This is a genomic window from Cryobacterium sp. W22_MBD10_FK3 (assembly GCF_052113745.1).
Taxonomy (GTDB): domain Bacteria; phylum Actinomycetota; class Actinomycetes; order Actinomycetales; family Microbacteriaceae; genus Cryobacterium.
Genome location: NZ_JBGQOH010000005.1, coordinates 138,321 through 161,725 on the forward strand (window position 1 = coordinate 138,321; position 23,405 = coordinate 161,725).

The 23,405-nt window shown below is 70.9% G+C and carries 24 protein-coding genes; 12 read left to right on the plus strand and 12 right to left on the minus strand.

The window, feature by feature from the left end; translation table 11 throughout:
- The first annotated feature begins 67 nt into the window (after positions 1 to 67).
- The 3 genes from ACEN2M_RS07700 to ACEN2M_RS07710 all read left to right on the plus strand — a co-directional run bounded on the left by ACEN2M_RS07700 (position 68) and on the right by ACEN2M_RS07710 (position 2,474).
- Positions 68 to 211 carry a hypothetical protein gene (locus ACEN2M_RS07700; RefSeq protein WP_441647523.1) on the plus strand — a complete coding sequence of 48 codons (144 nt, stop codon included), beginning with the start codon at positions 68 to 70 and terminating at the stop codon, positions 209 to 211.
- A 92-nt stretch (positions 212 to 303) separates the two neighbouring features.
- Positions 304 to 756, plus strand: coding sequence for an ArsR/SmtB family transcription factor (locus ACEN2M_RS07705; protein ID WP_441647524.1), 453 nt, complete (start codon positions 304 to 306; stop codon positions 754 to 756).
- Entirely contained in the window at positions 753 to 2,474 is a 1,722-nt protein-coding gene (locus tag ACEN2M_RS07710; RefSeq protein WP_441647525.1) for a SulP family inorganic anion transporter, read from the plus strand. Before ACEN2M_RS07705 ends, ACEN2M_RS07710 begins: the two co-directional genes overlap by 4 nt.
- 133 nt (positions 2,475 to 2,607) lie before the next feature.
- Here ACEN2M_RS07710 and ACEN2M_RS07715 read toward each other — a convergent pair whose 3' ends face one another.
- Positions 2,608 to 3,879, minus strand: a complete 1,272-nt coding sequence (locus ACEN2M_RS07715) for a LuxR C-terminal-related transcriptional regulator (RefSeq protein WP_441647526.1) — start codon at positions 3,877 to 3,879, stop codon at positions 2,608 to 2,610.
- A gap of 113 nt (positions 3,880 to 3,992) precedes the next feature.
- On the opposite strand from ACEN2M_RS07715, the gene hxlB reads away from it, so the two are divergent.
- Both hxlB and hxlA read left to right on the plus strand, forming a co-directional pair.
- A complete protein-coding gene (hxlB, locus tag ACEN2M_RS07720) occupies positions 3,993 to 4,601 on the plus strand; it encodes a 6-phospho-3-hexuloisomerase (RefSeq protein WP_441647527.1) in 609 nt (202 codons plus the stop codon).
- 55 nt (positions 4,602 to 4,656) lie between these two features.
- Positions 4,657 to 5,280, plus strand: a complete 624-nt coding sequence (hxlA, locus tag ACEN2M_RS07725) for a 3-hexulose-6-phosphate synthase (protein ID WP_441647528.1) — start codon at positions 4,657 to 4,659, stop codon at positions 5,278 to 5,280.
- Between the two features lie 255 nt (positions 5,281 to 5,535).
- Here hxlA and ACEN2M_RS07730 read toward each other — a convergent pair whose 3' ends face one another.
- The 5 genes from ACEN2M_RS07730 to ACEN2M_RS07750 form a co-directional block, all read right to left on the minus strand.
- Positions 5,536 to 6,204 (minus strand): HAD hydrolase-like protein, encoded by a 669-nt coding sequence (locus tag ACEN2M_RS07730; protein ID WP_441647529.1) that lies wholly within the window; start codon positions 6,202 to 6,204, stop codon positions 5,536 to 5,538.
- A gap of 249 nt (positions 6,205 to 6,453) precedes the next feature.
- Positions 6,454 to 7,149, minus strand: coding sequence for an endonuclease NucS (nucS, locus tag ACEN2M_RS07735; RefSeq protein ID WP_441647530.1), 696 nt, complete (start codon positions 7,147 to 7,149; stop codon positions 6,454 to 6,456).
- A 9-nt stretch (positions 7,150 to 7,158) separates the two neighbouring features.
- Entirely contained in the window at positions 7,159 to 8,382 is a 1,224-nt protein-coding gene (locus ACEN2M_RS07740; protein ID WP_441647531.1) for an MFS transporter, read from the minus strand.
- A gap of 89 nt (positions 8,383 to 8,471) precedes the next feature.
- On the minus strand, positions 8,472 to 9,749 hold the full coding sequence (locus tag ACEN2M_RS07745; RefSeq protein ID WP_441647532.1) for an MATE family efflux transporter: 1,278 nt from the start codon (positions 9,747 to 9,749) through the stop codon (positions 8,472 to 8,474).
- Between the two features lie 60 nt (positions 9,750 to 9,809).
- On the minus strand, positions 9,810 to 10,286 hold the full coding sequence (locus ACEN2M_RS07750) for a MerR family transcriptional regulator (RefSeq protein ID WP_441647533.1): 477 nt from the start codon (positions 10,284 to 10,286) through the stop codon (positions 9,810 to 9,812).
- A 123-nt stretch (positions 10,287 to 10,409) separates the two neighbouring features.
- Here ACEN2M_RS07750 and ACEN2M_RS07755 point away from each other — a divergent pair, with 123 nt between their 5' ends.
- Positions 10,410 to 11,135: an SDR family oxidoreductase gene (locus tag ACEN2M_RS07755; protein WP_441647534.1), complete on the plus strand. Its 726-nt coding sequence runs from the start codon at positions 10,410 to 10,412 to the stop codon at positions 11,133 to 11,135.
- 60 nt (positions 11,136 to 11,195) lie between these two features.
- Here the strand turns inward: ACEN2M_RS07755 and ACEN2M_RS07760 are convergent, their stop codons facing one another.
- From ACEN2M_RS07760 to ACEN2M_RS07770, 3 genes are all read right to left on the minus strand, one after another.
- Entirely contained in the window at positions 11,196 to 11,516 is a 321-nt protein-coding gene (locus ACEN2M_RS07760; protein ID WP_441647535.1) for a hypothetical protein, read from the minus strand.
- Between the two features lie 5 nt (positions 11,517 to 11,521).
- Positions 11,522 to 12,952: a glycosyltransferase family 2 protein gene (locus ACEN2M_RS07765; RefSeq protein ID WP_441647536.1), complete on the minus strand. Its 1,431-nt coding sequence runs from the start codon at positions 12,950 to 12,952 to the stop codon at positions 11,522 to 11,524.
- A gap of 62 nt (positions 12,953 to 13,014) precedes the next feature.
- Entirely contained in the window at positions 13,015 to 13,944 is a 930-nt protein-coding gene (locus ACEN2M_RS07770) for an NADP-dependent oxidoreductase (protein WP_441647537.1), read from the minus strand.
- A gap of 147 nt (positions 13,945 to 14,091) precedes the next feature.
- Between ACEN2M_RS07770 and ACEN2M_RS07775 the strand changes: the two genes are divergently transcribed.
- The 6 genes from ACEN2M_RS07775 to ACEN2M_RS07800 all read left to right on the plus strand — a co-directional run bounded on the left by ACEN2M_RS07775 (position 14,092) and on the right by ACEN2M_RS07800 (position 21,201).
- Complete coding sequence (locus ACEN2M_RS07775) at positions 14,092 to 16,056, plus strand: M13 family metallopeptidase (RefSeq protein ID WP_441647538.1); 1,965 nt, start codon at positions 14,092 to 14,094, stop codon at positions 16,054 to 16,056.
- A gap of 83 nt (positions 16,057 to 16,139) precedes the next feature.
- On the plus strand, positions 16,140 to 17,048 hold the full coding sequence (locus tag ACEN2M_RS07780) for a serine hydrolase (RefSeq protein ID WP_441647539.1): 909 nt from the start codon (positions 16,140 to 16,142) through the stop codon (positions 17,046 to 17,048).
- 88 nt (positions 17,049 to 17,136) lie between these two features.
- Entirely contained in the window at positions 17,137 to 18,627 is a 1,491-nt protein-coding gene (locus ACEN2M_RS07785; RefSeq protein WP_441647540.1) for a purine-cytosine permease family protein, read from the plus strand.
- Positions 18,624 to 19,184 (plus strand): cysteine hydrolase family protein, encoded by a 561-nt coding sequence (locus ACEN2M_RS07790; protein WP_441647541.1) that lies wholly within the window; start codon positions 18,624 to 18,626, stop codon positions 19,182 to 19,184. Before ACEN2M_RS07785 ends, ACEN2M_RS07790 begins: the two co-directional genes overlap by 4 nt.
- Positions 19,181 to 20,272, plus strand: coding sequence for an ADP-ribosylglycohydrolase family protein (locus ACEN2M_RS07795; protein WP_441647542.1), 1,092 nt, complete (start codon positions 19,181 to 19,183; stop codon positions 20,270 to 20,272). The genes ACEN2M_RS07790 and ACEN2M_RS07795 overlap by 4 nt, the downstream gene beginning before the upstream one ends.
- Positions 20,269 to 21,201, plus strand: a complete 933-nt coding sequence (locus ACEN2M_RS07800) for a PfkB family carbohydrate kinase (protein WP_441647543.1) — start codon at positions 20,269 to 20,271, stop codon at positions 21,199 to 21,201. Before ACEN2M_RS07795 ends, ACEN2M_RS07800 begins: the two co-directional genes overlap by 4 nt.
- Positions 21,202 to 21,233: 32 nt before the next feature.
- On the opposite strand, the gene ACEN2M_RS07805 is transcribed toward ACEN2M_RS07800, so the two are convergent.
- The 3 genes from ACEN2M_RS07805 to ACEN2M_RS07815 form a co-directional block, all read right to left on the minus strand.
- Positions 21,234 to 21,446 carry a CDGSH iron-sulfur domain-containing protein gene (locus tag ACEN2M_RS07805; RefSeq protein WP_441647544.1) on the minus strand — a complete coding sequence of 71 codons (213 nt, stop codon included), beginning with the start codon at positions 21,444 to 21,446 and terminating at the stop codon, positions 21,234 to 21,236.
- 35 nt (positions 21,447 to 21,481) lie between these two features.
- Positions 21,482 to 22,531: an iron-containing redox enzyme family protein gene (locus ACEN2M_RS07810; protein WP_441647545.1), complete on the minus strand. Its 1,050-nt coding sequence runs from the start codon at positions 22,529 to 22,531 to the stop codon at positions 21,482 to 21,484.
- 249 nt (positions 22,532 to 22,780) lie between these two features.
- The gene (locus tag ACEN2M_RS07815) at positions 22,781 to 23,362 is read right to left on the minus strand and encodes a DUF5655 domain-containing protein (protein ID WP_441647546.1); all 582 of its coding nucleotides are present in this window, start codon (positions 23,360 to 23,362) and stop codon (positions 22,781 to 22,783) included.
- Between the last annotated feature and the right edge of the window lie 43 nt (positions 23,363 to 23,405).

Here is a 23,405-nt window from a genome sequence, read left to right on the forward strand (position 1 = left end):
CGCCCTGCCTCACCCCCTCGAACGCCGCTCGATGTGGTGAATGTACGTGCAAAAGAAAGAGCCCGTCGTGTCCGACCAAAAGTCGACCTCCACCAACGCCGTCAGCCTGGACCGCTGGGAGAGCCTGAAGCGTGAATACTTCTGGCGCACCCACCGCAACGTCCCCTCGGCCGCACCGGCCGCCACGGTAGCCGACCCCAACGCCGAGTAGCCCGCCGCCGGCGGATGCCGGGGGCGGTCGCACGGTCTCTGACGGGACCTTGGTCCAGGGTCGTCCTCGCGATAGCGCGATATGATGAATTTATGGAACCGCTGAGTCAGGACCCGACCGATAACTTCACGGATGCCAACCGTCCGCTGTACGAGGTGAAGGCGAACCTCTTCAAGGGCCTGGCGCATCCGGTGCGGGTGCGGGTGCTCGAGGTTCTCGCGAACGCCGACACCGACCTGTCGGTCTCCGACCTGCTCACCGACACCGGCCTGGAGGCCTCACACCTCTCCCAGCACCTCTCGGTGTTGCGCCGGCACAACCTCGTGGTGGCCGAACGCCGCGGCAGCCTGGTGTTCTACAGCCTGGCCTATCCGCAGGTCGCCGACCTGCTGGCGGTGGCCAGGCAGCTGCTCGTCGAGATTCTCGAGACCACCCAGCAGCGACTGATCAACACGGTGGGCCTGCCCCGACTCGGGTCGATGGATGCGGCGCCGCCCGCCGCGCGGCCGGCCGACGTGCTGCCGAGCGACGCGGTGTCCCGGTGAGTGCGATCGGCACCGCGGCCGGCACGACCGGCCGCTACCTGCGGGCCCTGCTGCCCAGCTGGCAGGACTACCGCGACGTGAAGCGCACCTGGCGCGGCGACATCGTCGCCGGCCTCACCGTGGGCATCATCGCGCTTCCGCTGGCGCTGGCCTTCGGCGTCAGTTCCGGCGCCGGCGCCGAGAGCGGCCTCATCACAGCCATCGTGGCCGGTGTCATCGCCGCCGTGTTCGGCGGCTCCAACATCCAGGTGTCCGGGCCCACCGGCGCCATGGTCGTGGTGCTCGGCCCCGTCGTGGCCGCCCACGGGGTGGGCGTCGTCGCTATCCTCAGCGTCATGGCCGGCCTGATCGTGATCGCCGCCGGCGCACTCAAGCTCGGCCGCGCCGTCACCTTCATCCCCTGGCCGGTGATCGAGGGCTTCACCCTCGGCATCGCCGTCATCATCTTCCTGCAGCAGGTGCCCGCCGCGATCGGCTCGAAGCCCGGGCCGAGCAGCAACGCGTTCGTGGCCGCCGTGCAGTCCTTCGGCACCGTGGACTGGTCCACCGTGATCGTGCCCGTGGCGATGGTCGTCGTCGTGGCCGCGATCATGCTGCTGGCCCCGCTCGTGCACAGGAAGCTGCCCGGGTCGATCGTGGCCATCATCGTGGTCACCGTGATCGCCAACCTGGCCAACCTTCCGCTGGCGCGCATCGGCGAATTGCCGAGCTCGCTGCCGTCGCCGATGCTGCCGCAGGTCGATGCCGGCCTGCTCGGCTCGCTGGTGGGCCCCGCGCTCACCATCGCGGCGCTCGCCGCGATCGAGTCCCTGCTCTCGGCACGCGTGGCCGTCACCCTCTCCGACACCGGCCCGTACGACGCCGACCGCGAGCTCGTGGGCCAGGGCCTGGCCTCGATCGCCTCCGGCTTTTTCGGGGGCATGCCGGCCACCGGTGCGATTGCCCGCACGGCCGTGAACATCCGCTCGGGCGGCCGCACCCGGCTGGCCGCCATCGTGCACTCGATCGTGCTCATCGGCGTGGTCTACCTCGCCACCGGGGTGGTGTCGCAGATCCCGCTCGCCGCGTTGTCCGGCGTGCTCATGATGACCGCCGCCCGCATGATCTCCATCGCCACCGTGCGCAGCATCATCGGATCGACGGGGTCGGACGCCACCGTCTTCATCATCACCGCCCTGGTGACCGTGTCGGTCGACCTCATCGTGGCCGTGGGCATCGGCATTGCCGTCGCGGCGTTCTTCGCGCTCCGCTCGGTGTCCGCCTCCAGCGGTGTGCACCGCGAGGAGCTACCCGGTACCGCGGTGCCCGGCGACGAACGCATCGCCCTGTTCCGGCTCGACGGCGCCCTGTTCTTCGGTGCCGCCGAACGGATGCTCGAGCGGGTCAACCAGACCAGCCACATCACCGTGGTGATCATCCGGATGTCGCAGCTGCAGGTACTCGACGCCACCGGCGCCCGGGTGATCACCGAGATGATCCAGGCACTCGAACGCCGTGGCATCACGGTGCTGGTCAAGGGCATTCAGCCGCGGCACCTCAAGCTCGTCACCCGGGTGGGCGTGATCACGAGTCTGCGGCACCGCAACCACCTGTTCACCGACCTGGACGCCGCGATCGAGCACGCCCGCAGTCACGTCACCCGGGCCGCCACGGCCGCCGGCGGCACGGATGTGGGCGACTTCGGCTGGACCAGCGCGATCCGGCTGCCCAGGGACTAGCTCACCCGCCCCATCCGGTGCCGCACCGGTGCCGTTTATCAGGAAAAAGTGAGATTACAAGGACGAAAAGCGCAGTTCCGGTCCCTGTTCGCGACCTTTTTCCTGATCACCGTGCGTCGCTAGCCGTGCGTCGCTAGCGGGCCAGCGAGGCCAGCTCGGCGCGGGTGGATGCGCCCACCTTGCGCAGCAGGTTGGCCACGTGGAACTTCACGGTGTTCTCGCTGATCGAGAGCTCGGCCGCGATGGCCTTGTTACGGGCCCCGGAGGCGACGAGGGTGAGCACACCCTGCTCGCGGGGGCTCAGCCCCCACTCCGTGGACGGGGCCAGCGGCGCCAGCGGCGCGTCGAGCGGCAGCGACACCGAGAGTTCCGAACCCCAACCTGCCGTGGCCTGCACCCCGAAGCTGCCGCCGAGTGCGGCCACCCTGGCGGTGAGCGGAGCGACCCCCGGCGAGTCCGTGGAGAGGGCCCCGGCGCCGTCGTCCCGAATCTGGATGAGCAGGTTGCTGCCGTCGCAGTCCCACTGCACCCGCACCCGGCTCACACCGGCCTGTTCGACCAGGGCCAGCACGGCGCCGCGCACGATGGCGCGACCGGCGTGGGCCACCTCGCCCGGCAGCGCCCGGCCGGTGGCCGGTGGTTCGACGAACTGCACGTCGAGGTCACCGAAGCGCACGAGTGGCCGCAGGTCGTCGCGCAGCCGGGCGAAGGCCTCGGCCACGGGTTCCTCGGCCAGCGAGCGGTCCCGGTCGGACACCGCGCGCAGGGTCACCATGGCGCTCGCGGCCAGGTCGGTGGCGGTCTGCCTGGCGGCCTCGGCGCTCACGGTGCTCGAGCGCAGCACCGCCAGCAGGGATTCCAGGGTGGTGGAATGGGCATCCGTGAGGTCGGCGATGAGCTTGGCGCGCTCGGCCGACGCCGCCCGCGAGTCGAGCAGGTAGGCGGGGGTTGCCGCGGCCACCTGCTGACGGATGCTCGTGGCCACCAGCTGCCACAACCGGCCCACGAAGCCGAGGGTCGCCTCGGGGTCAGCGGCGCCGGCCGCGGTGAGTTCGGGGTCGGTGAGCACCAGCAGGGCGCCGGTGGAGGCGGACCACGCGGTGATCGGGCGATCGGTTCCCCCGATCACGGCCCGCCGGCCCCACGGGTCGGACGGTTCGCTGCTGAGCGATCGGCGCACGGCATCGAGCTCGACGAGGGTGACCTCGTCGATGATCGCCGGGTCACCGGCCTTCTTCTGCGGCCGCCCGGTGCAGTCCTCGGTGAAGATCACCAGCGCGCTGTGGCCGATGAACGGCGCGAGCAGGGCCGAGAAGCCGCCGGCGATCTCGAGCAGGGAGCTGGCAACAACGCTCTGCAGAGCGTCGAGCAATTCGGTTGAGTGGGTAACGGCGAGCGACTTCACCGGGTCAGCCTACCCGAATGCGGGTGGCGAGCCGCCCGGCCCTACCCATCCGGATGGGTGACCCGTCCGTTCGGTGGGCCGCAGTCCCGGCCGTCTGCGGCGACCATTGGGGGATGCCCCACATCAGCACCAGCCGCACCGACACCGCCAGCACCTCCGTGACAGCCGCGCTCGAGACCATCCTGGCGGAGAACACCGCCGTGGTCGCCCGCCTCAGCGCGGACACCGAGGTCACCGCGAGGCTCGACGATGTGGCCGCCCGGTTGCGCGGGGCCGAGCGCATCTTCGTGCTCGGGGCCGGCCGCTCCGGCTTGGCCCTGCGGATGACCGCGATGCGCCTGATGCACCTGGGCCTCACCGTGCACGTCGTCGGCGAGACCACCACGCCGGCCATCACGGCCGCCGACGCGCTGCTCGTGGCCAGCGGCTCCGGTAGCACCGCCGGCATCGTGCGGGCCGCCGAGACCGCGCACGAGGTGGGCGCGACGGTTCTGGCCCTGACCACGGCGGCGTCCTCGGCGCTGGCCGGGCTGGCCCAGGTGAGCGTGATCGTGCCGGCCGCCGAGAAGCAGGACCACGACGGGGCCCTCTCGGCGCAGTACTCCGGGGGCCTGTTCGAACAGTCGGTCCTTCTCATCGGCGACGCGCTCTTCCACGCGCTCTGGCAGGCATCCGGGGCCACCGCCGCCGAGCTCTGGCCGCGGCACGCCAACCTCGAATAGCCCTCGCCTTCCCACTCACTTCACCACCACCACCAGAAACAGAAAGTAGATCCCCATGAAGCTTCAGGTTGCAATGGACGTACTCACCACCGACGACGCGCTGGCCCTGGCCGGCAAGGTCGCCCCGTACGTGGACATCATCGAGCTCGGCACCCCGCTGATCAAGGCCGAGGGCCTCCGCGCCGTCACGGCCATCAAGCAGGCCCACCCCGACAAGATCGTCTTCGCCGACCTCAAGACGATGGATGCCGGCGAGCTCGAGGCCGACATCGCCTTCACCGCCGGGGCCGACCTCGTCACCGTGCTCGGCACGGCCGGGGACAGCACCATCGCCGGAGCCGTGCAGGCCGCCACCAAGCACAACAAGGGCATCGTGGTCGACCTGATCGGCGTGGCCGACAAGGTCACCCGTGCCCGCGAGGTCACCGCTCTCGGCGCCGTGTTCGTCGAGATGCACGCCGGCCTCGACGAGCAGGCCGAAGAGGGCTTCTCGCTGGACACCCTGCTCAGCGCCGGCGAGACCGCCAAGGTGCCGTTCTCCTTGGCCGGCGGCGTCTCCGTGGCCACCATCGCCCTGGTGCAGAAGGCCGGCGCCTCCGTGGCCGTGGCCGGTGGCGCCATCTACGGCGCCGACGACCCGGCTGCCGCCGCCGCCGAGCTGCGCGCCGCCATCAGCTAGCGCCCGCTGCAGCCGCTGCCGGCGCTGCCGCATCCCGCATCCCGCATCCGCATCCGCATCATCAGCGTCCGCCGCCGCATCCGCGCACCGCCGCATCCGCGAGCTGCGCGAAAGTGCCCCTTCGCGTGAGCTGAAGGGGCACTGTGCCGCAACTGGGTGCCGGTGTCTTTCGCGAGTGGCGCGAAAATGCCCCTTCACACGGCGTGAAGGGGCATTGTGCGGCAGGTGGGTGCAGCCGATGGGCCGCACGCCCGATCAGCCGAGGAGCAGTTTGCCGAGCTGGTCGGTGGAGTGCACCACGGCGGTGGCCAGGGCGGCCTCCGCGGGGGAACCGTAGCCCCACTCGACGAGGATGGTGGGCACGCCATTCGCGTTGGCGCCCTCGGCGTCGTAGATGCGGTCGCCGACCATGACCACGGCCGAGGTGTCGATGTCGGCCGCGGTGAAGCGCACGAGGGCCTCGGCGATGATGTCGGCCTTGCTGCTGCGGGACTCGTTCTCGGTGGCGCCCACCATGACGGTGAAGTACTTGGCGAGGTCGAAGTGCTCCAGAATCGCGATCGCGGTGTGCTCCGGCTTGCTCGTGGCGAGGCCGATCGGGATTCCCGCCTCGTGGATGCGCTCGAGCAGGCCCGCGACGCCGGGGTACACGGCAGTGTCCAGCGACGCCGGGCCCTGGTAGTCGGCGCGGTACACGGCCAACGCTTCAAGGGCCTCATCGGGCGTCATGCCCGCGTATTCGCCGAACGCGGCGAGCAGGGGCGGACCGACGTAGGCGAGCAGCTCCGCGTCGGTGGGAACTGGACGGCCGAGCAGAGCGAAGGTGCGGGCCAGCGAGTTCGTGATCGCGGGGGCGGAATCCGTGATGGTTCCGTCGAGGTCGAAGAGGATCGCGCTCCAGGTGCGCGTCAAGGTGGGGTTCACTCGCAATATCTTAGGTGCGAGCGGGCAGTTCTCTTGCACCTGCACCCCAATCAGGGTATGGGCGAGACGCCACCCGCCGGTCAGCGCGATCGCCCCGACGCCCGACAAACCCACCGCTGGTCAGCCGGAACGCGGCCGGCCCGCCGGCCACCCGCAACTGTTCCCGGTGCGGACAATTGGTGCCGGCACACCGGGTGCAGAAGTCCGCACGGGCAACAGTTGCGCCGGCGGGGCCGTCCGGCCCCGGGCCTAGAACAGCTTCGAGGCGGTGTCGTCGAGCCCGCGCATGGCGTCGTAGTCGAGCACCAGGCAGCGGATGCCGCGGTCCTCGGCCAGCGTGCGCGCCTGCGGCTTGATCTGCTGCGCGGCGAACACGCCCACCACGGGCGCCAGGTGTGGGTCGCGGTTCATCAGCTCGAGGTAGCGGGTGAGTTGCTCGACCCCGTCGATGTCGCCGCGCCGCTTGAGCTCCACGGCGACCGAGGCCCCCTGGGCATCCCGGGCCAGAATGTCGACCGGGCCGATCGCCGTCATGTACTCGCGGCGCACCAGGGTGTGGCCGTCGCCGAGCAGGTGGATGTGCTCGGCGAGCAGCTTCTGCAGGTGAGCCTCGACGCCGTCCTTGATCAGGCCGGGGTCGATGCCGAGCTCGTGGGCGGAGTCGTGCTCGACCTCATAGATGCTCACGATGAGCTGGTCGGCAGTCTTGGTGTGCGTCACGGTCCACAGTTCGGTGACGCCGGCCTCGGCCTGCAGTTCGTCGGGCGCGGAGACGGCCAGGCTGCACGGCGGGCTCATCCAGTTGAGCGGCTTATAGGAACCGCCGTCGGAATGCACGAGCAGGCTGCCGTCGGATTTGAGCATGAGCAGGCGGTTGGCCAGCGGCAAGTGCGCGCTGAGGCGCCCGGCGTAGTCCACAGAACATTTAGCTATTACGAGGCGCACTGAACGAGCTTAACCGGCGGCAGGGGTGCGCGTGCGCTCGCGAGCGGCCGGCGCGGCGAGTCCGGCCAGGGCCATCAGCACCACGATCACGACCAGGGCGTTCAGGATGCCCACCCGCTCGCCGATCAGGCCCAGCAGCGGCGGCCCGACCAGGAACGCGAAATAGCCGATCATGGCCACGGCGCTCACCCGGGCGGCCGCGTTGGCGGTGTCGTCGGCCGCTGCGGACATGCCCACCGGGAAACCGAGCGAGGCGCCGAGGCCCCACAGCACAGTGCCCACGACGAGCAGCCACACCGACGGTGCGAGGATCACCAGCAGCAGCCCGGCCACGCCGAGCACCGAGCAGGCCCGGAGCACGGGCACCCGGCCGAACCTGTCGAGCACCGGGCCGCCGACCACCCGGCCCACGGTCATCGCCGACACGAACACCCCGAAGACCAGCGCGCCGGTGGCGTCACTCTGCCCGTGCCCGTCCACCACGGCCAGGGCGAGCCAGTCACTGGCCGACCCCTCGGCGAAGGTCATACCGAGCACGATCACGCCGATCAGCAGGATGCTCGGGTCGCGCCAGACCGCGAGGCTGCTGCGCATCCGCTCGGCCCAGTTCGGCCGCACGACGGTGTGATCGGCGGGGTCGCCGAGGGTCGGCCGGAGCGGCACGAATCGCACGGCGATCGCGGCGGCGGCCAGCGCGAGGGCGGCGACAAGGCTGAGGTGCCAACCCACCGACACCGTGAGCCCGGCGGCAGCGGCGCCGAGCAGCGCCCCGGCCACGGTACCCAGGCTGAAGCAGGCGTGCAGCAACGGCATCAGGGTGACGCCGAGTTCGCGTTCGACGGCGGCCCCCTCGACGTTCATCATGACGTCGGTCGAGCCCATGCCGAAGCCCACCAGGGCCAGGGCGGCGAACGCTATCGGCGCCGACCCCCACACTGTCGCGGCGGCGCCCACCAGGAGCAGCCCCGCCGACGAGGTGGCGATGCTGATCAGCAGGGCGCGGCGGGCGCCGAAGGCCGACATCAGCCAGACGGCCGCGATGAGTCCGAGGATCGACCCGGCGGAGAGCCCGAAGATCAACAGGCCCACCTGGTCGGTGCGGAGGGCCAGGTCATCGCGCACGGTGGGGATGCGGGACACCCACGACGCCAAGCCGAGCCCGCTCACGAAAAACAGCACAAAGACGGCGTTCCGCCACCGGGTGAGTTCGAGCCGGCCTCGAGAGTTCGTCATTGCACCCACGCTACCGCCCCCCGCGAACCGTGAGCAGAGCGCCCAGAAACCGCGCCATTCCGGGGCTTGGTTCACGGTTCGCGAACCGGTCAGGCGCCTAGGCGCACCCAGCGGGTGCCCCGGACACGCAAACTCAGGGTCACCGCCCTGGCCCCGAGGAAACCGAAGACGAATGCGGCCATCAGCCAGGCGAGACCCGAGGCGCCGGCGGGTGCCCAGACCAGCACCAGGCCCGCCAGCGGCACGAAAGCGGCCAGGTTGACCAGGCCGGTGAGGGCGAGGTAGCGGGCGTCGCCGGCCCCGATCAGCACGCCGTCGAGCACGAAGACCAGGCCGCCCAGCGGTACCGACAGACCGAGTACCACGAGGGTCAGCGGCAACAGGTCGGTGACCGCGGCCGAGCTGGTGAAGGCCCGGCCGAGCACGCCGCTGGCCGCGAGGATGACCAGGCCGAGCACCGCACCGCCGCCGATGCCCCATTCCAGGCAGCGGCGCAGTACCTGGCGCACCTGCTGGGCGTCTCCGGCGCCGAGCGCCCGGCCCACCAGGGCCTGCGCGGCGATGGCGAGGGCGTCGAGGGCGAAGGCCAGCGTGGCGAACAGAGTCATCGCGATCTGGAACGCCGCCAGCTCAGGGGAGCCGAGGCTGGTGGCCACGAACACGGCCAGCAGCATCGCGGCGCGGAGGCTCGCGGTGCGTAGGAACAGCCAACCGCCGCTCGTCGCCCCCCGCAGCATCCCGCCCCGGTGCGGCCGGAGTGAGGCCCGTTCGCGGCGGGCGTGCCGCACCACCACCACCAGGTACACGGCCACCATGCCCCACTGGGCCAGCACCGTGCCCAGGGCAGACCCGACCAGGCCGAGGCCCAGCCCGTAGATGAACCACAGGTTGAGCAGGATGTTCACCAGGAAGCCGATCCCCGCGACCCAGAGCGGGGTGCGGGTGTCCAGGAGGCCCCGCAGCAACCCGGTCGCGGCGAAGACCAGCAGCATCGCGGGAACCCCGAGCATCGACAGGCCCAGGTAGCCGATCGCGGCCTGGGTCACATCCGCTTCGGCGCCGAAGGCACCCACGAGGGCGGGGGTACTGAACCAGCCGGCCGCGCCGAGCAGGAGACCGAGCCCGAGGGCGAGCCAGAGGCCGTCCACACCCACCGACACGGCCCGGCTGCGGTCCCCGGCGCCGAGCCACCGCGCCACGGCGGGGGTGGTGCTGTACGCGAGGAACACCATCAACCCGATAATGGTCTGCAACACAGCGCTGGCCAGGCCGAGGCCGGCCAGGGGAACGGCGCCGAGATGGCCGATCATGGCGGAGTCGGCGAGGAGGAACATCGGCTCGGCCACGAGCGCGCCGAGCGCGGGCACGGCCAGCCGGCGGATCTCACGGTCGATGGGCTTTGTGCGTAGAAGGTTGATGCTTCGACTCTAGTTTCTGCCAGCGGCAGCCTTGGCGCCGGTGTGCGTCGCCCCACCACCGGATGTGGCCGAGACCGGTTCGGCCGCAGCGGCCGGGTCGTACGGCACCCAGGCGGGTTCACGCAGCGCCGGGCAGTGTTCAGGCGTCGGATGGTGAGCGATCTCGATCATACGATCGAGCGCATCGCGGGCAGCGGCCAGATCCGCCATGGCGGCGCTGATGCGCGTTCTCTCCGCCTCGAGGACCTCGAAGACCTCGGGGGAGGCCGTTCCAGTTTCGACACACGGCAGCATCTGCAGGATCGTCCGGCTCGCGAGACCAGCGGTGAAGAACTGTTGGATCAGCCGCACGCGCTCGACGGCCGAGACCGGGTAGACGCGTTGACCGGCCACCGTGCGCTCCGAGGTGAGCAGCCCCTGTTCCTCGTAATAGCGAAGTGCTCGCGGGCTGACCCCGGCCTGGTGGGCGACATCACCGATGCGCATGCGGTCTCCGCTCTCGTCTGGATCTGCGGGCAGGACTTGCCCTTGACGTCAACGTCAACATCTAGCGTAGTCGAAGCCGGGTCGTACCCGACCCGGTCACCACGAGAAGAAGGCACGAGTCACATGAACATCACGAACCAGATCGCCCTCGTCACCGGAGCGAACCGCGGGATCGGCAGGGAGTTCGTCCTCGAATTGCTCGAGCGCGGCGCCGCCAAGGTCTACGCGACCGCCCGACGCCCGGAGACCCTCGACTTCGGTGACGACCGGGTGGTGCCGATCCGGCTCGACCTCCTCGATCACGAGTCCGTCGCCGCCGCGGCGGCCGCCGCACCGGACGTGACCCTGCTGGTCAACAACGCCGGCATCTCGACCGGTGCCTCGCTGGTCACGGGTGAGCTGAGCGAGATCCGCCGCGAGATGGACACGCACTTCTGGGGCACGCTCGACGTCATCCGCGAATTCGCACCGGCCCTGGCGTCCAACGGTGGCGGCGCGATCGTCAACGTGTTGTCGGCGCTCTCCTGGTTCGCCGCCCCGGGCTCGGGTTCGTATGCGGCGGCCAAGGCGGCCGAGTGGAACATGACCAACGGTGTGCGTCTGGAGCTCGCGCACCAGGGCACGTTTGTTCAGGGGGTCCTGCTCGGGGCCGCGGACACCGACATCACCGCCGGCTACGACGGACCCAAGATCGATCCTCGCGATGTTCCCCGGTCGTCGTTCGATGGCCTCGCCACGGGCGCCATCGAGGTTGTTGTCGATGACTGGACCGCGATGGTCAAGGCGTCGCTCGCCGGTGACCCGGCCGCCTTCTACGAGCAGGTCGCCCACCTGCTCGGCGCCAACTAGCCGGCGGCGCCCTGGAACGCCCGCACGCGCACGCCGACCGGGGATTCCCTGGCGGGACGGCTATCGGATGCTGGGCGGCGTTGGCCCGGCGCCCGTGCCGGGTGGCGGGGACTGCGGTGTCGGCGGCAGGGGCGACGGATGATCCACCCCGTAGATGCTGCGGGCAGCGGACCGACGGTTCCTGCCGCTGACCCAGTCCGTGAGGTAGATCTTCGGCAGGATCTTCGCGACAGCGAGTGCGACATAGATGACGGTGTTGATCCCGACGAACGCCGAAAAGATCGCGAAGAAGGGCGACGCCAAGGCCGAATCGGGCAACAGGATGCCGGTGGGCACCGCCCGGGGCGGGAGGAGCGACAGCAACGTGAGGAGCGGTGACACCGGGATCAGGCGGCCCTCACCTTCCGGGGCGGCGTGCTCGCGTGTTCCCAGTTGGCCTGCCGGCCGAGGGTGATGTCGATGATTCCCTTGATGTAGACCAGGTTCAGGAACATATCGAAGCCGAGTTCGGGGAGCACCGTGAGCGCCAGCAACCGGGCCCGCCAGCCGCCCTCCCACACGGTGACCACGCGTTCGGTGACGAAGATCGTGCCGAGGCCGAGCCAGAACGGGAACCACACCCAGGAGCTCGCGGCGAGCAGGGTGACCAGAATCAAGGTCAGGAATGAGGTCAGGGCGATGACGCTGTAGCCGATGCCGAGTTGTTGCGCCCAATAGCGCAGGGTTGCCGGGGTCAGCCCGTACGCGCCGATGTTCTCCAGGGCGCCGCGTTGCCAGCGCAGGCGCTGCTTCCAGAGGGCCGGCAGGGTCGGCATCAGCTCGGTCACCACCGTGCACTGTGCGGGGGAGGTGATCAGGGCGCCGAGCGATTTCAGTGCGATCGTGAGTTCGTTGTCCTCGGTGAGCGCGTGCGTGTCGTAGACATCGCCGTGGACGCCCGGGATGGTGATGCCGCGGTTCCCGGCCACGGAACGCAGCGCGAGGGGCCGGAACATCGAAGCCGTGCCGGTGAGCACGAAAACGCGGCCGCGTCGCCGGGCGAGTTCCCGGGAGTAGCGCACGTACTCATTGCGCTGGAGCAGCCCGATCAGGCCGAACCCCGGCTCACCGTAGAAGAGGCCTCCGATCGCCATGAGGGCGCGATCGCTCGTGAACCGGGTGACAGCCTCGGCGAGGAACCCGTCGTCGAGCGCGGTATCCGCGTCCATGACCATGATCACGTCGTTGTCGAGCTGTCCCGGCAGCACCCGGGTGAGCGCCTGGTTCAGGGCGCCGGCCTTCTTCTTGCTGTTGTGCACGGATTCGAAGACCTCGACGCCGGACGCGCGGGCGATGGCGACGGTGTCGTCGGTGCAGTTGTCGGCGACGACGATGACACGCTCCGGCCTGTGCGACTGCGCGAAGAGCGAGGCCAGCGTCGCCGGTAGCGAGAGCTGCTCGTTGTGCGCGGGGATCAGCACGGTCACCGTCACGGGTCCGGCGAAGGCACCGCCGTTCCGGGCCATCACGATTCTCGGCGCGAGCGGGTTACGGCTCGCGTTCGAGGACCGCCGCGATCTGTTCGTCGCCCGGCGTTCGAGCAGGGCGATGCCGGCGGCGGAGATCGCGGCCAGGGCGACGGCCCCCAGGATCGCCCAGAGCGCTGGACTGCTCGGATCGTACAAGATCGGGAGCACGCCGAAGATCAGGTACCGGAAGGGGGCCGCATCGGGCGTCGGATTGCCCGCTGCGACTGCGAACCAGAGCAGTGCCGCCGCGCTCGTGGCCAGACCCGCGATGACGAGGCCGACCGATCGTCCCAGTGCCCGTGCCCTCATGCTCCAGATCGTATCGGGTCGACCCGCCGGCAGCCCGGCAGTCCGGGCGCCGGCGAGACGCTCTACGGCAGGATGACGAGCTTGCCGCGCGCGCCGGACTCGAAGTCGTCGAAGGCCTCGGCCACGTCGGCGAGGGCGTAGCTGCCCTGCACGGTCACGGAGGTGCGGCCGGCGGCGAGGCTCTCGGCCAGGCGGGTCAGCACCTCGGGGGTGGGGTCGGCGAGGATCGGCACCACGGTCACGGTGCCGCTGGCGAGCTGGTCGGGCGAGCCGATCAGGGTGGAGACCAGACGGCCGCCGGCACGCAGCGCCGGCAGCACGGTGGCCGCGTCACCGGCGAAGTGCAGCACCACGTCAACGCCGTCGGGGTGGGCGGCGAGCACGGCCTCGCTGAGGTTCTGGGTGTGGTCGACGACCTCGCTGGCGCCCAGCAGACGCACCTGGGCGATGCCGAGCGCGGTGCGGGCGGTGGCGATCACGGTGGCGCCGGCCGCGGCGGCGAGCTGCAGGGCCTGGTTGCCGACACCGCCGGTGGCGCCGACGACCAGCACGGTGCTGCCGGGGGTGAGCTGGGCGGCATCCACGGCGGCCTGCGCTGCCGTGCCGGCCAGTCCGAGGGCGGCGCCGCGCGCGAAGTCGACCTGCTCGGGCAGCTTCGCCAGACCCGTCGCGGTGGGTACCACCACGAACTCGCCGAACGAGCCGTCGCCCAGGTGGGCCTTGGTGACGACACCGAAGACCCGGTCGCCCACCACGTAAGCGGTGACGTCGGCTCCGACGGCATCCACGATCCCGGCGAAGTCCTTGCCCAGCACCACCGGGAAGCGGTGTTCCATCAGGCCGTTGAGGTAGCCGGCGGCCACGGCCAGGTCGAACCCGTTGACGGATGCGGCGTGCACGCGCACCCGCACCTCACCGGCGGCAGGCTGAGGGGTGTCGATCTCGCTCAGTTCGAGGGCGGAGCCGAACTCGGGCAGGGTGATGACGCGCATGGGGGTCTCCTGGGTCAGGGTCACCAGCGACCCGTCTGGAGCGCCGTTCTGTTTATGCTCCCACGCCCGGCGCACCCAACACCACGGCCCATAGTCCCACCGCCCCGTCGCATCCGCACCCGGGCACGGTGAGGTTAGGCTGCATAGATGACTGATCAGGTGACTGCATCCGGAATCGACACCGACGAACTCGACCCGGGCGTACGCCCGCAGGACGACCTCTTCCGCCACGTGAACGGCAAGTGGATCGCCCGGACCGAGATCCCCGACGACAAGGCGCGCTGGGGCTCGTTCTACCTGCTCGCCGAAGAGGCCGAGAAGGCAGTGCAGGCCATCATCCTCGAGGCGCAGACCGCCGCGGCGGGCACTGAGGAACGCAAGTTCGGCGACCTCTACGCCAGCTTCATGGACGAGGAACGCATCGAGCAGCTCGGCGCCACTCCGCTCGCGGCCGACCTGGCCACCGTGGACGGCATCAGCAGCGTGCCGGTGTTCCTCGCCACCCTCGGCCGCCTCGAGCGGGCCGGCGTCGCGGGTACCTTCCAGCTCTACGTCGACAACGACCCAGGCAACCCCGAGCGCTACCTGGTCTTCGTCGAGCAGGCCGGCCTCGGCCTGCCGGACGAGTCGTACTACCGCGACGAGAAATTCGCCGACGTTCGCACGGCCTACCTCGCCTTCGTCGAACGGATGCTCACCCTCGCCGGCATCGACGACGCCCCCGGTCGCGCCGCACGCGTCTTCGCCCTGGAAACCGAGCTCGCCAGCCACCACTGGGACAACGTGCGCACCCGCGACAGCGAGAAGACCTACAACCTCAAGACCTGGGATCAGCTCTCCGCGCTCGCCGCGGGCGCCGACCTCGACCTCTGGCTGGAGGGCCTGGACGCCCCGGCCGTGGCCTTCGCCGAGGTCGTCGTGCGCCAGCCGAGCTTCGTGGTGGGCCTGGCCGAGATGCTCACCGAAGACAGGCTCGACGCCTGGCGGGACTGGCTGCGCTGGCAGGTCATCCGCTCGAGCGCGTCGTACCTGTCGAGCGACTTCGTCGAGGCCAACTTCGACTTCTACGGCCGCACCCTCACCGGCACCCCGCAGATGCGTGCCCGCTGGAAGCGCGGCGTCTCGCTCGTGGAGGGCTCGCTCGGCGAGGCCGTCGGCCGCATCTACGTTGACCGGCACTTCTCGCCCGACGCCAAGACCAGCATGGACGTACTGGTCGGCTACCTGGTCGAGGCCTACCGCGCCAGCATCACCGGCCTGGACTGGATGACCGAGGAGACCAGGGCCAGGGCCCTCGAGAAGCTGGACAAGTTCACCCCCAAGATCGGCTTCCCGGTGAAGTGGCGCGACTACTCCAGTCTGGCCATCGAGCCCGGCGACCTGATCAAGAACGTGCGCGCCACGGGCGAGTTCGAGTTCCACCGCGAGCTCGGCAAGATCGGCAACCCGCTCGACCGCGACGAGTGGTTCATGACCCCGCAGACGATCAACGCCTATTACAACCCGGGCTTCAACGAGATCGTCTTCCCCGCCGCCATCCTGCAGGTGCCGTTCTTCGACGTGCAGCGGGACGCCGCCGCGAACTACGGTGCCATCGGTGCCGTCATCGGCCACGAGATCGGCCACGGTTTCGACGACCAAGGCTCCAAGTACGACGGCGACGGCCGGCTCACCGACTGGTGGACCGAGGCCGACCGGGCCGCGTTCGAACAGCGCACGGCGTCGCTCATCGAGCAGTACGACGCTCTCACGCCCGCCCAGGTCCCCGGCCACCACGTGAACGGCGCCCTCACCATCGGCGAGAACATCGGCGACCTCGGCGGTCTGTCGATCGCCTGGAAGGCGTACCTGCTCTCGCTCGACGGCGCCGAACCAGCCGTCATCGACGGGCTCACCGGCGCCGAGCGGTTCTTCCTCTCCTGGGCGCAGGCCTGGCAGATGAAGCTGCGCGACGAGGAGGCCATCCGCCTACTCGCCATCGACCCGCACTCGCCGAACGAGTTCCGCTGCAACCAGATCGTGCGCAACATCGACGAGTACTACACGGCGTTCGGGGTCACCGAAACGGATGCGGCGTGGCTTGACCCTGAGAAGCGCGTCACGATCTGGTAGCGCCCCCGGCCGGCCCGGCAGCCGGTGGGTTAGGGTGTTCGCGGGGGCTCAACAGCACCGATGAATTAGAGGACAACGCAGCAGTGGTCGCGCCAGCACAGGAATCAGAACGACGCTCCAGGCACGCTGTGGAGCGCGGCGGCAGGCACCGGGAATCCGCGGTGCCGTCCAGCTTCGAGCGCGGCTTCCAGTCGCTCGGCGAGCTCGCGATGGGCGGCGCCCAGGTGTCGGCCAGAGCGACCGATCTGGCCACAGGGCGGGTGCTCTTCTCCGTCGACGACCACGTCGTGATGCCCACTGCCGGCATCGGAACCGTACTGCTGCTCATCGAGGTGGCCTCGAGGCTGCGGGACGCCGATTTCGGCGCGTACACGATCCTCGACCGCACCGTGAAGGACTCGGTGGACGGCTCCGGTCTCTGGCAGCACCTGCAGGCCCCGTCGCTGCCCGTCGCCGACCTCGCGGCGCTGGTTGGCGCCACCAACGACAACCTGGCCACGAACGTGCTGCTGCGCGCCGTGGGCCTGGACGCCGTACGTCGGCGCACCGAGGAACTCGGCTTGAGTGGCACCGGCCTGCTCGACCTGGTGCGCGATTCGCGCGGACCCGACGACGCCCCCAACCTCTCGGTCGGCAGCGCCCGCGAGCTCACCTGGCTGTTCACGGCGCTGGCCCGCGGCGAGATCCTCGACGACGAAGGCAGCGAACGGGTGCTCGGCTGGCTGTCGCTGAACTCCGACCTTTCCATGGTGGCCAGCGCGTTCGGCTTCTCGCCGCACGCGCACCGCGAACCGTCGCACGGGGTGCTGCTGGTGAACAAGACCGGCACCGACAACGGAGTGCGAAGCGAAGTGGGAGTGCTGCGCGGCCCGCGCGCCGGGGCCGCATACGCCGTCTCGATCTTCTTCGACGACCACAACCTCTCGTCGCGCCTGTCGGTTCTCGACGGCATGCGGTCGGTCGGCCTCGACCTGCTCGAATACGTGCACTGAGCCCACGCAGCCTGGGCGACGAGACCCGGGCTCCAGACCGGGCATTTTTTCTTGCGCCCGGGTCGCGGGTCGCGGGTAGTCTCGTCGCATGGACGAGCGGAACACGCTGAGCGTGGAACTCAATGGCATCAACTCGATCGACCAGAGCGAGCACAAGGGGCATCCACGCGATCTGTTCTGGCCGTGGTTCGCCGCCAACGTTTCGGTGCTCGGGGTGGCCTACGGGTCCTTCCTGCTCGACTTCGGCATCTCGTTCTGGCAGGCCACCCTCGTGGGCCTGGTCGGCATCGTGGTGTCGTTCCTGTTCTGCGGGTTCGTCGCCCTGGCCGGCAAGCGGGGGCACGCCCCCACCATGACCCTGAGCCGGGCCGCCTTCGGCGTCAACGGCAACCGTGTTCCGTCAGCCATCTCCTGGTTGCTCACGGTGGGCTGGGAGACCGTGCTCGCGTCGCTGGCCGTGCTGGCCACCGCCACGGTCCTGCGGGAACTCGGGTGGGAAGGCGGCGACGCCACCAAGGTAGTCGCGCTCATCGTGGTGGCCGCCCTGATCGTGGCCGGCGGCATCATCGGCTTCGACTTCATCATGAAGCTGCAGATGTGGATCACCATCGTCACCGGCGTGCTCACGGTGGTCTACATCGTGCTCACCTTCGGCCAGATCGACGGCGCCACCCTCGCCGCGATCCCGAGCGGCGGGGCACCCCAGGTGATCGGCGGGCTGGTCTTCATGATGACGGGCTTCGGCCTGGGCTGGGTGAACGCGGCCGCGGACTACTCCCGCTACCTGCCCCGCACGGCGTCCAGCGCCGGCGTGGTCGGCTGGACCACCTTCGGCGCCTCGCTGGCCCCGATCATCCTGCTGCTGTTCGGCCTGCTGCTGGCCGGCTCCTCCCCGGAACTCGGCGCGGCGATCGCGCTCGATCCGATCGGCGCGCTCACCACCATCCTGCCGGTCTGGTTCCTCATCCCGTTCGCCCTGACCGCGGTGCTCGGCCTGGTCGGCGGTGCGGTGCTCGACATCTACTCGTCGGGCCTGGCCCTGCTCAGCACCGGCCTGCGGGTGCCCAGGTTCGTGGCTGCCGGCATCGACGGGGTGCTTATGGTGCTCGGCTCCATCTACGTGGTCTTCTTCGCCGCCGACTTCCTCGGCCCGTTCCAGGGCTTCCTGATCACCCTGGGCGTGCCCGTGGCCGCCTGGTGCGGCATCTTCATGGCCGACGTGCTGATGCGCCGCACCGGCTACGCGGCCAAGGACCTCTTCGATCCCGCCGGCCGCTACGGCAACGTGCGGGTGCTCGCGATCGTGCTCATCGCGCTCGGCTCGGTGATCGGCTGGGGCATGGTCACCAACGGCATGGCGGGCTGGTTGGCCTGGCAGGGCTACCTGCTCGAACCGCTCGGCCTGGGCGGCCGCGAGGGCGACTGGGCGTACGCGAACCTCGGCGTGCTGGTGGCCCTGGTGATAGGTTTCGGGGGCACTGTGCTCTTCGGCCGCGGCACGGTGCGCCGTCAGGAGGCGCTGCCGCTGGCCGGCGGTGACCACCTGACCGACGCGCAGGATGCGGCGGAGCGGGCATGACCACCGGCTCCTGGCTGGTCCTGGTCGACCTGCAGCGCATCTTCGGTGAGCCGCAGAGCGCCTGGTTCACCCCTGGCTTCGCCCGGGCCGAGGCGGGTGCCGTGCGCCTGCGCCAGCTCTTCCCCGGCCGCACCGCGCTCACCCGGTTCGTGGCACCCGAGCAGCCCGACGGCGCCTGGGTGCCCTACTACCGGCAGTGGCCCTTCGCCCTCGACCCCGCCAACGCCGACCTCTACGACCTGGTGCCCGCGGTGCCGGCCGGCGACGCCGTGCTGATCAGCCGGCCCACCTTCGGCAAGTGGGATGCCGACACCAGGGCCGCCCTCGGCGACACCCGCGACATCGTGCTCGCCGGGGTCTCCACCGACTGCTGTGTGCTGTCCACCGCCCTCGCCGCGGCCGACGACGGGGTGCGGGTGCGGGTGGTGGCGGATGCCTGCGCCGGCCTCAGCGACACCGACCACCAGCGCGCGCTGGACACGATGGCGCTCTACGCACCCCTGATCGAGATCGTGACCATCGAGGACATCCTCGCCGAACGCGGGCTCGCCAGGTGACTCCGGCCGGCACCCCGCCGGAACACCCGCCGGCCGGCAGCCCCGACCGGGCGGTCGGCGCCCTCACCGGGCTCGCCATCGGCGATGCCCTCGGCATGCCCAGCCAGATGATGTCCCGCCCGGAGGTGCTGCACCGGTTCGGGCGGCGCGGGGTGGTGGGGTTCGAACCCGGGGCCGCCGACCATCCGCTCGCCGCCGGCCGGCCGGCCGGGTCGGTGACCGACGACACCGATCAGGCGCTTCTGCTGGCCCGCATGCTCGTGGCGGGCGCCGGCCACGTGGACGCGACCGAGTTCGCCGGGGAACTGCTGGCCTGGGAGGCCCGGATGCGGGCGAGCGGGTCGCTGGACCTGCTCGGGCCCTCCACCCGCGCCGCCCTGGCCCGGCTGCAGGCGGGGGCGCCCGCCGCCGAGTCCGGCCGGTACGGGGCGACCAACGGCGCGGCGATGCGGGTGGCCGGTGTGGGCATCCTGATGCCCGCCGACGACCTGGCCGCCCTCGTCGACAGGGTGGCCGAGACCGCCCTGGTCAGCCACAACACCGGGGTCGCCATTGCCGGGGCCGCCGCCGTCGCCGCCGCGGTGAGCGCGGCGCTCGACGGTGCGACGGTGGCAGAGGCAACCGAGCTGGCCGTCGAGGCCGCCGGCCTCGGCGCCGCCAGGGGCCACTGGGTCGCGGCCGGGCAGGTGGCCCCGCGCATCCGGTGGGCGGTCGGGCTGATGGATGCCGGCCGGCCGGCGGAGTCTCTCGAGCTGGTCTACCGGCTGGTGGGCACCAGCCTGGCCAGCCAGGAGTCGGTGCCCGCCGCCTTCGCGGTGCTCGCCCTCTGTGCGGACGACCCGTGGCAGGCTTGCCTGGCAGCGGCCTCCCTCGGCGGCGACAGCGACACCATCGCCGCGATGGCCGGAGCCGTCGGCGGGGCCGCGCACGGCACGGCCGGGTTTCCCGCGCAGGCGATCGAAACCGTACGCCGGGTGAACGACCTCGGGATCGAACCGATCGCGGCCGGCCTGCTGGCGCTGCGGCGGCCGGCGGGGCCGGGGCCGGCCGCCGACCGGCGGGTCGAGCGGCGGGAGAGCAGCCGGTGAGCACGCCCGAGGTCCGCCCGATCGAGCGGCTGGTGAGCTTTGGCACCGTGCTGGTCGACGTGGTCACCCGGGTGCCCGCGCTGCCCGAGCGCGGCGGCGACGTCTTCGGTTCCGGCGGCGCGATGCTGGCCGGCGGCGGCTACACCGCCATGGCGGCCGCGCGACGGGCCGGGCTGGTCACGGTGCACGCCGGCAGCACCGGCACCGGGCCCTTCGGCGACCTGGCCAGGGCGGCCCTCGCGGCGGCCGGCATCCAGACGGTTCTGGCCCCGGTTCCCGCGGTGGACACCGGGCTCTGCCTGGTACTCGTCGATCCCTCGGGCGAACGCACCTTCGTGACCCTGCCGGGCGCAGAAGGGCTGCTCGAACCGGCGATGCTGGGCCAGGTTCCGCTGCGGCCCACCGATGCGGTGCTCGTGTCCGGCTACGGGCTGTTGCACCCGGTCACCCGCTCGGCGATTCGTGCCGCGCTCGCCGGGTTGCCGCCGGCGGCCACTCTCGTCGTCGACCCTGGACCGCTCGGCCACGAACTGGATCCCGTCGACCTCGCCGCCCTGTTCGCCCGGGCCGACTGGTGGACCTGCAACCACCGGGAGGCGACGCTGCTCACCGGCAGGGCCGATCCGCGCCTGGCGGCCGCCGAGCTCGCCGAGCGCCTGGCCGCCGCTGGCGCGGGGGCGGATGCGCCGCCCCGCGCGACGGCGCACGCGGTGGTGCGCATCGGCGCCGAGGGCTGCATCCTCGCCGCCCCTGGCCACCCGCCGTTCCACGTCAGCGCGGTGCCGGCATCCGTCGTCTCGACGAACGGGGCCGGCGACGCCCACACGGGCAGCCTCGTCGCCGCCTTGGCGGCCGGGCGGGGGCCGATCCCGGCCCTGCGGCTGGCGAACGGCGGGGCGCTGGGGTACCTCCTCTGGAGCGAGCCGTGACCGCCGCTCCGGCTGCGCAGCTGCCCGCGCGCTCAGACCGCCGGCGGCGGGGCGGGTGACTCCGGTTCGGTGGTGAAGCCGATGGCCTTGTGGCTGCCGTCGCAGAACGGCTTCAGCGTCGACACGCCGCAGCGGCACAGGGCCACGGTCTTACGTCGGCTGGGCACAACCTCGCCGGCGGGGGTGAGGATCTCGAACGCGCCGCGCACCAGCAGCGGGCCGTTCGGGCACGCGGTGATGCTCACGGGGTCGCCGGAATCCGCAGGGATCCTGCCCGCGCTCACGAGCGCAGCCCGACCGGCTCGGGCGCGTCGCTGCGCAGGGCCGATTCTCCCGCCGTCCAGGCCGACAAGAGGGCGGTTCCGGCGAGGCCGTCGACGAACAGGCAGGCGGCAGCGCCGAACACGACATCTTCCACCAGCTCGGGTTCGTCTTCAGTGAGACCGCCGGCAAGGTCGCGTGCGGCGATCTGCTCGTGCACGGCGTCGGCCTCGACATGTTCGTCGAAGTAGTGAGTGACCGCCTGGTCGTAGCCGAGCCGCCTGAACCCGTTGCCGTATTGCCGGTTGGGCAGCGACGAGGTCATCTCGAACGCGGCGAGGTGCCCCGCGATGGCTCCGCGCAGGCGCCGGTGGGTGCCGAACATCGTCATCAGGTTGCTCGAGGCCAGCACTATCGCCGGCACCACGTCGACGTAGTGGCCGTTGCTGGCGTCGAGGCCGAGTCCTCGCATGGTGCGGGCGAACAGCTCGGAGTGCATCTTCGCGAGCCGGCCGCCGCCGTATTCGTCGGCCTGAATCTCGACCAGGGCGGCCTTGGCCCGGCCCCGGAGGCGGGGGATCGCCCAGCTGTGCGGGTCGGCCTCCTTCAGCTGGTAGACCGAGCGGTGGATGAGGAACTCGCGGGCCTGGGCATCGGTGGCCTTTTTCGCCAGATATCGGGAGACGCTGGGTCCGGAGTCCGACCCGGTCAGCTCGAACAGCGCGGCGGCGACGGTGTCGATGCCGGGCGCGGGCAGCGGCGGCATCGGCACCCGGTCGCGCAGAGCCTGCTCGAAGCAGAGCTCGATGGCCGCGCAGAGATCCAGCACGGCCGGGTCCCACTCCAGGGAATCGTCGACGCCGGCCAGGCCGCTGTACCGCAACTCGTAGGCGGTGAACAGGGCCGCCTGCAGATCCTCGTCGTGCAGGATGTCGTCGGCGTCGTGCAGGGCCGTCTGGACGCTGGCCTGCAAGCCCGTGACCAGGCCAGGTTCGGCGGCGGGATCGCGGTTGGTGAGCAGAGTGCACAGCGCTGAACTCACCGGGCCGCGGGCCGCTGGCATCTTCACGCGCGACTCCGCGCCTGGCCGTCGTCGCTGCGGGCGGTCAGGGGCTGTTCGTCGTGGAAATACACGGGGATCCTCTTGGTCTCGTCAGTCGGGTGGACACGGGCGGACGCGACCGGTCAATCGATCCTCGCCGGGTCCGGGCCCGAACACAATGACCCTGAGAGAAGCTGGGACTTGGGGTTTTGCCGTGACGAACCGGGGGGTTTTTCCGTCGCTGGCGCGACGTCTCGCCCTGGCCGCGGCTCGGTGTCAGAGGGTGGCGTCGTAAGCGTGCTTGAGCCAGGCCGCCACCTCGGAGTCGACCTGGCTGGCGGCGGTGAGCGGGATCCGGGCGGGGAAGTCGGCGCCGAGCGCGCTGGCCGGCCGCAGCCGGGTGCTGGGTGCCTCCTCGGGCATCCTGATGCGCAGGCCCAGGTCCACCCGGTGCCGGGTGGTCGGCTGCACCACCGCGAAGGTGCGGGTCGGCCCGGTCAGGGCCACATGGCTGGTGCGGGTCTGGATGCTCACCTCGTCGAGGTCGCCGGCGTAGAGCAGCACGGCGTCGAGGATCGCCCGCAGCGCGGGCCGGTCGGCATACTGCGCGTCGATCAGTTCGTCGGCGGCCCGCACCGTGGAGTCCGGGTAGCCGAAGGTCTCGTGCACGAGCAGCGCCCGCGGGTACCCGTTGACCCCCTCACTGCCGAGCCACTCGCGCAGGGCGGCCTCGGTGGGCGGGGCGAGATCGCGGATGCGGGCCAGCCAGTGCTCCAGGCCGAGCCCGGTGTCGTTCTGCAGCTGCCCGATCTCCCAGAGCCGGATGTGGTCCCAGGGAAGCGGCACGTGGTCGGTCATGCAGGCAGGGTACGCCAGAGCGGCGGCCGGCGCACCCGAGGGG

Excerpts from the sequence above, each read along its gene's own strand:
- ACEN2M_RS07775 (WP_441647538.1), top strand. The coding sequence starts at position 14,092 with ATGACTGATCAGGTGACTGCATCCGGAATCGACACCGACGAACTCGAC.
- ACEN2M_RS07790 (WP_441647541.1), top strand. The coding sequence starts at position 18,624 with ATGACCACCGGCTCCTGGCTGGTCCTGGTCGACCTGCAGCGCATCTTC.
- ACEN2M_RS07770 (WP_441647537.1), bottom strand. The coding sequence starts at position 13,944 with ATGCGCGTCATCACCCTGCCCGAGTTCGGCTCCGCCCTCGAACTGAGC.
- ACEN2M_RS07750 (WP_441647533.1), bottom strand. The coding sequence starts at position 10,286 with ATGCGCATCGGTGATGTCGCCCACCAGGCCGGGGTCAGCCCGCGAGCA.
- hxlB (WP_441647527.1), top strand. The coding sequence starts at position 3,993 with ATGCCCCACATCAGCACCAGCCGCACCGACACCGCCAGCACCTCCGTG.
- ACEN2M_RS07755 (WP_441647534.1), top strand. The coding sequence starts at position 10,410 with ATGAACATCACGAACCAGATCGCCCTCGTCACCGGAGCGAACCGCGGG.
- ACEN2M_RS07740 (WP_441647531.1), bottom strand. The coding sequence starts at position 8,382 with ATGACGAACTCTCGAGGCCGGCTCGAACTCACCCGGTGGCGGAACGCC.
- ACEN2M_RS07765 (WP_441647536.1), bottom strand. The coding sequence starts at position 12,952 with ATGAGGGCACGGGCACTGGGACGATCGGTCGGCCTCGTCATCGCGGGT.
- ACEN2M_RS07785 (WP_441647540.1), top strand. The coding sequence starts at position 17,137 with ATGGACGAGCGGAACACGCTGAGCGTGGAACTCAATGGCATCAACTCG.
- ACEN2M_RS07705 (WP_441647524.1), top strand. The coding sequence starts at position 304 with ATGGAACCGCTGAGTCAGGACCCGACCGATAACTTCACGGATGCCAAC.
- ACEN2M_RS07815 (WP_441647546.1), bottom strand. The coding sequence starts at position 23,362 with ATGACCGACCACGTGCCGCTTCCCTGGGACCACATCCGGCTCTGGGAG.
- hxlA (WP_441647528.1), top strand. The coding sequence starts at position 4,657 with ATGAAGCTTCAGGTTGCAATGGACGTACTCACCACCGACGACGCGCTG.